This window comes from Streptomyces sp. PT12 (assembly GCF_003311645.1).
Lineage (GTDB): Bacteria > Actinomycetota > Actinomycetes > Streptomycetales > Streptomycetaceae > Streptomyces.
This window is the reverse complement of the sequence record NZ_QEST01000220.1, coordinates 19,479-27,302: the sequence shown is the minus strand read 5'-3', so window position 1 is coordinate 27,302 and position 7,824 is coordinate 19,479. Positions and strand designations below refer to the sequence as shown.

At 72.7% G+C, this 7,824-nt stretch carries 5 protein-coding genes; 3 read left to right on the top strand and 2 right to left on the bottom strand.

Annotated elements, in window-relative coordinates; all coding sequences use genetic code 11:
* Together DEH69_RS23760 and DEH69_RS23755 are read left to right on the top strand one after the other, a co-directional pair.
* Positions 1-2,553, top strand: a 2,553-nt coding sequence (locus tag DEH69_RS23760; RefSeq protein WP_147255800.1) for a type I polyketide synthase, incomplete at its 5' end; no start/stop codon positions are given.
* 47 nt (positions 2,554-2,600) lie between these two features.
* Positions 2,601-3,839: a cytochrome P450 gene (locus DEH69_RS23755; RefSeq protein ID WP_258534906.1), complete on the top strand. Its 1,239-nt coding sequence runs from the start codon at positions 2,601-2,603 to the stop codon at positions 3,837-3,839.
* A 120-nt stretch (positions 3,840-3,959) separates the two neighbouring features.
* Here DEH69_RS23755 and DEH69_RS23750 read toward each other — a convergent pair whose 3' ends face one another.
* The gene (locus DEH69_RS23750; protein ID WP_113689030.1) at positions 3,960-5,528 is read right to left on the bottom strand and encodes an MFS transporter; all 1,569 of its coding nucleotides are present in this window, start codon (positions 5,526-5,528) and stop codon (positions 3,960-3,962) included.
* A gap of 85 nt (positions 5,529-5,613) precedes the next feature.
* Between DEH69_RS23750 and DEH69_RS23745 the strand changes: the two genes are divergently transcribed.
* A complete protein-coding gene (locus DEH69_RS23745) occupies positions 5,614-6,210 on the top strand; it encodes a TetR/AcrR family transcriptional regulator (protein WP_113689029.1) in 597 nt (198 codons plus the stop codon).
* On the opposite strand, the gene DEH69_RS23740 is transcribed toward DEH69_RS23745, so the two are convergent.
* Positions 6,193-7,731 (bottom strand): AMP-binding protein, encoded by a 1,539-nt coding sequence (locus DEH69_RS23740; protein WP_113689028.1) that lies wholly within the window; start codon positions 7,729-7,731, stop codon positions 6,193-6,195. The two genes, DEH69_RS23745 and DEH69_RS23740, sit on opposite strands and share 18 nt — an antisense overlap.
* Positions 7,732-7,824: the final 93 nt, after the last annotated feature.

The following is a 7,824-nucleotide window of genomic DNA, read 5'->3' as shown; positions in this document are numbered from 1 at the left end:
GTGTTCACCGGGCGGCTCTCCCTCGACTCCCAGCCCTGGCTCGCCGACCACGACGTGCTCGGCACCCTGCTGCTGCCCGGCACGGGACTGGTCGAGCTGGCTCTGCGAGCCGCGGAACAGGTGGACTGCGGCGCGATCGACGAGCTGACCCTTCAGGCGCCCCTCGTCATCCCCGAGAAGGGCGGGGTCGCCGTGCGCGTCATGGTGGGCGGCCCGGACGCGTCCGAGGCCCGCACCCTCGAGATCTACTCCTCACTCGACGACGAGACCTGGACCCGCAATGCCACGGGCGCCATCGCCCCGCTCGCCGAGCCGCCGACGTCCGACCTGGCCGGCTGGCCGCCGAGCGACGCCACCCCCGTGCCCGTGGACGGCGCCTACGAGCGGCTGCTCGCCCGCGGCTACGACTACGGGCCGACGTTCCAGGGGCTCAAGGCGGCCTGGCGGCGCGGCGACGACGAGGTGTTCGCCGAGGTCGCGCTCCCCGAGGGCGCGGACGCGGCCCGCTTCGGCGTACACCCGGCGCTGCTCGACGCGGCGATGCACGCGGGGCTGATCGGGGACGACGAGTCGCAGGCGCCGCCCGAGCTGCCGTTCTCCTGGAACGGCGTCGCGCTCCACCGCGCAGGGGCCGCCGCGCTGCGCGTCCGGCTGACCCGCCACCGGGGGAGCGACGGCGCGGACGTGCTGGTCGCCGACGAGACCGGGGCACCCGTGCTCACCGTCGGGGCCCTGGTGGCCAGGCCCGTCTCGGCCGAGCAGCTGCGCGGCGGCGGCGACCACCGCGAGTCGCTTTTCACCCTCACCTGGACCAAGGCCCCCGCGGGGCCCGCGCCCGACGTGCCCGTCGCGGTGTACGAGGCCCCGCGCGCCGACGGCGAGACGCCCGAGGCCGTCCGCGCCGTCGCCGAGCAGGTGCTCGCGCGGATCCAGGAGTGGCTGGCCGACGACGGCAAGGGCGAGGAGAGGCTGGCGGTCGTCACCAGGAACGCCGTGCCCGTCGATGGCGAGGACATCGACCTGGCCCAGGCGCCCGTGTGGGGCCTGGTACGGGCCGCCGCCGCCGAGAACCCTGGCCGCCTCATCCTGCTCGACCTCGACGCGGGGGCCGCCGTGCCTCCCCTCGTCGACGAGCGCGAACTCGCCGTCAGAAATGGTGAGGTGCTCGTCCCCCGGCTCTCCCGTGTGCCCGCGGCCGCGGTGGACCCGGCGCGCGAGCCATGGGCGGCGGCCGGGACGGTGCTGATCACCGGAGGCACCAGCGGCCTCGGCGCCCTGACCGCCCGGCACCTGGTGACGGCGCACGGCGTCAGGCGGCTCGTGCTGACCAGCCGCAGGGGCGCGAACGCGCCGGGCGCGGGCGAGCTGCGCGCCGAGCTGGCCGCCCTTGGCGCCGAGGTCGCGATCGAGGCGTGCGACGTCGCCGACCGCGCCGCGGTGGCCGCCGTGCTCGAACGCCACCCGGTCGACGCGGTCGTGCACGCGGCGGGCGTCGTGGACAACGGGCTGGTCCGCGGTCTCACGCCGGAACGCCTCGCGGCGGTCCTGCGGCCCAAGGTGGACGGGGCGTGGCACCTGCACGAGCTGACGGCCGACCGCGACCTGGCGGCGTTTGTGCTGTTCTCCTCGGTCGGCGGGCACCTGCTGGCCGCGGGGCAGGGCAACTACGCCGCGGCCAACGTCTTCCTCGACGCCCTCGCCCACCACCGCCACCGGGCCGGGCTGCCCGTGACGTCGCTGGCGTTCGGCCTCTGGGCGGCCGACACCGGGCTCGGCGAGCTGGAGGAGGCCGATCTGCACCGCATGCGGCGCATGGGCCTGCCCGCCCTGGAGCAGGAGGAGGGACTTGCCCTCCTGGACGACGCGCTGCGCACGGACGAGCCCGCGCTCGCGCCGTTCCGCCTCGACGCCGCCGCCCTGCGAGGCCGCGACGCCGCCACGGTGCCGGGGCTGCTGCGCGGCCTGGTCCGCAGCCCGCGCCGCCGCCCCGCGGGCCCCGGCGCGGCCGAGGGCGGCGACCAGGGCGCCCAGCTGCGGCGCGCGCTCGCGGCTCAGCCGGACGACGCCGAACGCGGCCGCCTCCTGCTCGACCTGGTGCGCACCCATGTCGCGGCCGTGCTCGGCCACGACAGCACCGACGCGATCAGGCCGGACCGGGCGTTCAAGGACCTCGGCTTCGACTCGCTCACGGCCGTGGAGCTGCGCAACGGCCTGCGCGCGGCGACCGGCCTCAAGCTGCCCGCCACCCTGGTGTTCGACCACCCCACGCCCGCCGCGATCGCCGACGAGCTGCGCGCCAGGCTGACCGGCGACCAGGAGCCAACCGGGGCGCCCCTTGACGCCGAACTGGCCCGCCTGGAAGCCGCGTTGGCCTCGGCCACGCCCGACGGCGAGGCATACGCCCGCGTGGCCGACCGGCTGCGCGCCCTGACGGCCGGTTGGGTAGAGACCCACAGGCCCCAGGAGACCGAGGAGGCGGATCTGGAATCGCTCTCGGCCGACGAGCTGTTCGACGTCCTCGACGACGAACTGGACACCCGGTCCTCGCGCTGACCGCGCGCCGGACCGGAATCACCACCTATCACGAGGAGAGTGCCCACATGGCCACCGAAGCGACCGTGACGCCCGGGCGTGCCGACCAGGCGTTAATGGGGATCCTCATACCGCCCCACCCCATCGACCCGTTCCCCCTCTACGAGACGTTGCAGTCGGAGAACCGGGTCCACCACAGCGCCGTCATGAACATCTGGGCGCTCTCGGGGCACGAGGAGGTCACCGAGTTCCTGAAGCGGCCCGGCGTCCAGAGCGGCGCCCGCGCCTCCGCCCTCAGGCACGAGAACTGGGCGGAGCACGCGTCGCTCCGCCTCTACCTGAACTCGATGGTCGCCCTCAACCAGCCCGACCACGGCCGGGTCCGCGTCCTGGCCAGCCGCGTCTTCACGCCGAGCAAGATCAAGAAGATGCAGCCCGCCGTCGAGCGGCTGACCCGCGGCCTTGTCGACGACCTCATCGAGCGCTCGTCCGGCGGCGAGCCGGTCGACCTTGTCGAGGTGCTGGCCACGCCGTTCCCCGTCGCGGTCATCTGCGACATGCTCGGCATCCCCTTCGCCGACGGGGAACGCCTGTGGGAGCTGGCCGACGACTGGTCGAGGGTCTTCCCCGGTGCCTTCTCCGACGAGGACCTGGCCCGCGCCGACGATGCGGCCGAGCAGCTCGGCGGCTACTTCGCCGACGCCATCAAGGACCGCCGCGCCCAGCCGCGCGAGGACCTGCTGACGTCGCTCGTGCAGGAGGCGTCGGGCGGCCACCTCGACGACGACGAGCTGGTGGCGCTCGTGCTGTTCCTGTTCACCGCGGGCTTCTCGGCCACCACCAACCTCATCGCGGCGGGCACCGCGGCGCTCATCGAGCACCCCGACGAGCTCAACCGCTGGCGCGAGGACAAGAGCATCACGCAGTCGGCCGTCGACGAGCTGCTGCGCCACAGTGCCCACAACACCGCGTCGAGCCGGGTCACCGTCAAGCCCGTCACCGTCGGGGACGCCGAGATCCCCGAGGGCGAGCTCGTCGTGTGCCTGCTCGCCGCCGCCAACCGCGACCCGCGCAGGTTCCCCGAGCCGCACCGCCTGAAGCTGACCAGGGACGACGGCCCGCACCTGAGCTTCAGCGCCGGGTCGCACTACTGCTTCGGCGGCACCCTGGCCCGCATGGAGGGCGCCGAGCTGTTCACGACCCTGATCGACACGTTCCCCAAGATCGAGCTGGCCTCCGAGCCCGAGCGCCGCGGCGTCATGGGCCTGACCAGCTATGCGACGCTCCCGCTGACCCTCGGCCGCTGAACTTCTCGCACGCCGGACCGGGCGTGCGAAGAGGAGTCGTCGAAGAGGAGTCGTCGAAGAAAAAGAGTCCCTGCGCGACCGGTCGCGCAGGGACTCTTCCCGTGTGGAGGGGGTGATCCCTCACTCGGGGTCGTGGGCGGAGACCTGTTCGGCCTCCGGGCGGTCGGCCGGGCCCTGGGCCGCGGCGGGGGAGGTGACATGGCGCATCAGCACCGCGGCGCCCACGGCGCCGACCAGCATGACGCCGCCGCCCGCCGCCGCGGCGATGTTCATGCCATGGGTGAACGCCTCGGCCGCGGCGGCCAGCAGGGGCTCGCCCGCCGCCTCGGGCAGGTGCTGCGCCACCTCGGTGGCGCCGCCGAGCGAGCCCTCGGCGGGCTCGGCCGCCTCGGGCGGGAGCTGGGACGTCGCGTCGGTGACGTCGCGCGTGTAGACGGCGGCGCCGATGCTGCCCAGGATGGCGACGCCGAACGCCCCGCCGAGCTGGTTGCTGGTCTCCGGGAGCGCGGAGATCGAGCCCGCGCGCTCGGGCGGGGCCGAGGAGACGATCAGGTCGGCGGTCAGCGGGGCCGCGATGCCCACCCCCGCCGACAGCACGCTCGCGCCGATGACCACGACGGCGAGATGCGAGTCGACGCGCAGTTGCGTCATGATCCCGAAGCCGATCGTCGCGATCACCATGCCGCCCGCGATGATGTGGCCTGGGCGCACGGTCTTGGCGAGCGCCGCGGCGAGCGACGCGGCGATCGCCACCGCGACGGGCGCGGGCAGCGTCCACAGCGCGGCCTCCAACGGGCTGAGTCCGTAGACCAGCTGGATCCACTGGGTGGAGAACAGCAGAAAGCCGACCATCGCGAAGAGCGTCACCAGGTTGACGCCGATGGACGCGCTGAAGCCCCGGCTGCGGAACAGACTCAGGTCGATCAGCGGCGTGGCGGCGGTGCGTTGGCGCTGGATGAACAGCACGCCGACGGCCACGCCCACGGCCGTGACGGCGGCGTACGACCACGCGAAGCCGTCCTCCGCCAGCTCCTTGATGCCGTAGATGACGGGCAGGATCGCGCCGAGCGACAGTAGCGCGCCGATGAGGTCGAAGCGCCCCGGCTCGGGGGAGCGGTACTCGGGCAGCAGGAACGGGCCGATCAGCAGGAGCAGCGCGATGACCGGGATGTTGATCAGGAAGACCGAGCCCCACCAGAAGTGCTCAAGCAGGAGCCCCGACACGATCGGGCCGAGCGCGGAGCCGCCCGACATGCCGATCGTCCACACGGCGATGGCCGCGCGGCGCTCGCCGGGGTCGCGGAACATGGTGCGGATCAGCGAGAGCGTGGACGGCGCGAGCACGGCCCCCGCCACCCCCAGGAGGGCGCGCGAGGCGATCAGGAACTCCGAGCTGCCCGCGTACGCGGCGGCGAGCGACGCGACGCCGAACGCCCCGGCGCCCAGCATCAGCAGCAGCCTGCGGCCGATGTGGTCCCCGATGGTGCCCATGGTGATGAGCAGCCCCGCCAGCATGAACGCGTAGATGTCCACGATCCACAACTGCTGGGTGGCCGTGGGCTCAAGGGACGCGCTCAGGAACGGCACCGCGAAGTACAGCACCGTCATGTCCATAGACAACAGGAGGACCGGGAGAACGAGGACGGCGAGGCCGATCCACTCCTTCCGGGTCGCTCGTTCGTGACTCATAGAACCCAACTCTAGATCTGTATGAGAGATTAGTATATGCCATAGGTCTTAGACGAAAACATGACGTGCGGCTAGACTCCTCCGCATGGGACACCGAGAGGACCTGCTGGTCGGGGCGAAGCGCTGCCTGTACGAGAAGGGCTACGCCCGCACCACCGCACGGGACATCGTCGAGGCGTCCGGGGCGAACCTCGCGTCGATCGGGTACCACTACGGCACCAAGGAGGCCCTGCTCAACGCCGCGATCATGGAGGCGTTGGAGGAGTGGGCCCAGGAGCTGAAGGGCGCCCTGGCCGACGGCGGTGACCTGCCCGAGGACCCGATCGTGCGGTTCGAGCAGGCGTGGACCCGAGTGATCGAGCTGTTCGAGCGCCACCGGCCCGTGTGGGCCGCGCAGTTCGACGCGATCTCCCAGCTCGACCACGTGCCCGAGGTCCGCGCGTTCTTCGTCGAGGCCCAGCAGCAGGCCCGGAAGGGCCTGGTCGGCCTCCTGCTCGGCGACGCCGACCTGCCGCCGCACACCGAGGTCGCGGTCGGGCAGTTCTACCACGCGCTGCTCAGCGGGGTGATGACGCAGTGGATCATCGACCCCGAGCACGCCCCGACGGGCGAGTCGCTCGCCGAGGCGCTGCGGACGGTCGTGGAGGATGTGCGCCGCGCCGGATCAGGGATGTCCCTCTGACATCCCGGCCGCCTCACGGGCCAGCCGCTTCCGGTCCACCTTCCGGTTGGAGTTCAACGGGAACTCCGTGACGTGCCGGAACGCCTTGGGCACCATCGCCTCGGGCAGCAGCGCCGACAGCTCACGGCGCAGCGTCGCCGCGGGCACGCGCTTCCCCGTGTAGTAGAGGACGAGTTCGAGGCCGCCGCCAGGGGCGGGGCGGGTCACGGTGGCGGCGTTCTGCACGCCAGCGCACTGCCGCACCGCGTGGTCGATCTCCGACAGCTCGACCCTGACGCCCTGGATCTGCACCTGGGCGTCGAGCCGCCCCAGATAGACCAGCGTGCCGTCGGCCAGTTGCCGCACCCGGTCGCCCGTGCGGTACCAGCGGCGCCCCGCGCGCTCGATGAAGCGGCCCTTGTCGTCCTCGGGGTCGAGATAGCCGGGCGTCATCTGCGGCCCGCTGACGCACAGTTCGCCCTCCACCTCCGACTCCTCGTCCCCGTCGAGCAGCAGGTGCTCATGGCCGGGGTGCACGGGGCCGATCGGGACCACACCGTTGACCGCCTGGCTCGGCGAGATCTCGCGCGACCAGCGGTGGCCGCTGATGGTGATGGTCAACTCGGTGGGCCCGTAGAGGTTTTCGATCAACGACCTGGGCGCCGCTGCCTGCCAGTCCGCGGCGTCCTCGCACAGCAGCGCCTCGCCAGCGAAGAAGCTCCACCGCAGGGTGGGCATCGAACCGGGCGTCAGGCCGCCCATACGCCGAATGAAGGCGATGCCGCTCGGGGTGGAGAACCACACGGTCATCCGCCGCTCGGCGAAGAACGCGGGCAGGTCGCGGTGCGCCGCGGGCGGGACGGCGTGCACGGCGGCCCCGTGCCCCCAGCCGCAGAACATCTCGAACATCGCGCAGTCGAAGTTGAGGCCGACATTCTGGCAGAACACGTCGGTGGCGCCGAAGTCGTAGCGGTCGTCGAGCAGGGAGAAGTAGAAGTCGTTGGCCGCGTGCGTCATCGGGACGCCCTTGGGCTGGCCCGTCGAACCCGAGGTGAACAGCACATACGCGATGTCCGAAGGCCGCACGGCGGCCGGGGCGTCAAGGGGCCGCGCGGCCGATGCCGCGGCCTCGTCGAGGACGGGCAGGTCCAACTCGGTCTCGGCGAGCGCCGCCTGGCCGACCGGGTCGGCGATCACCGTCGAGACGCCGGCCGCGGTGAGCATCCTGCGGGTGCGCTCGGCGGGGAAGCGGGGGTTGAGCGGCACGACGGTCGCGCCCGAGTACAGCGCCGCCAGGATCCCGACATACGCGGTCAGGCTCTTGTCCGCGAGCACGGCCACGGCGTTCGGCCCGTTCTGCCCGTTCGGCCCGTGGGTCGTCGCCGCCCGCAGCGCCCCCGCGCGGCGCAGGGCCAGCTCGTGCGCCTCCTCGTAGGTCAGGCTCTCGGCGTCCACGCGGATCGCGGTCCTGCGGGGCGAGACCGCGAGGCCGCGCAGAAACCGCTCGTGCAGACCGTGTCCGGTGACGGGAGTCTCCGTCATTGTCCTTCCTCCGGGATAAAAGGGGTGGATAGGGGTGCCGACCCGCGGGACATAGGGCTTAGGTTGGCCGCGACGCCGACCATTCGGTGAACG

Coding starts and splice junctions, on each gene's coding strand:
- DEH69_RS23755 (WP_258534906.1), top strand. CDS start 2,601: ATGGCCACCGAAGCGACCGTGACGCCCGGGCGTGCCGACCAGGCGTTA.
- DEH69_RS23750 (WP_113689030.1), bottom strand. CDS start 5,528: ATGAGTCACGAACGAGCGACCCGGAAGGAGTGGATCGGCCTCGCCGTC.
- DEH69_RS23745 (WP_113689029.1), top strand. CDS start 5,614: ATGGGACACCGAGAGGACCTGCTGGTCGGGGCGAAGCGCTGCCTGTAC.
- DEH69_RS23740 (WP_113689028.1), bottom strand. CDS start 7,731: ATGACGGAGACTCCCGTCACCGGACACGGTCTGCACGAGCGGTTTCTG.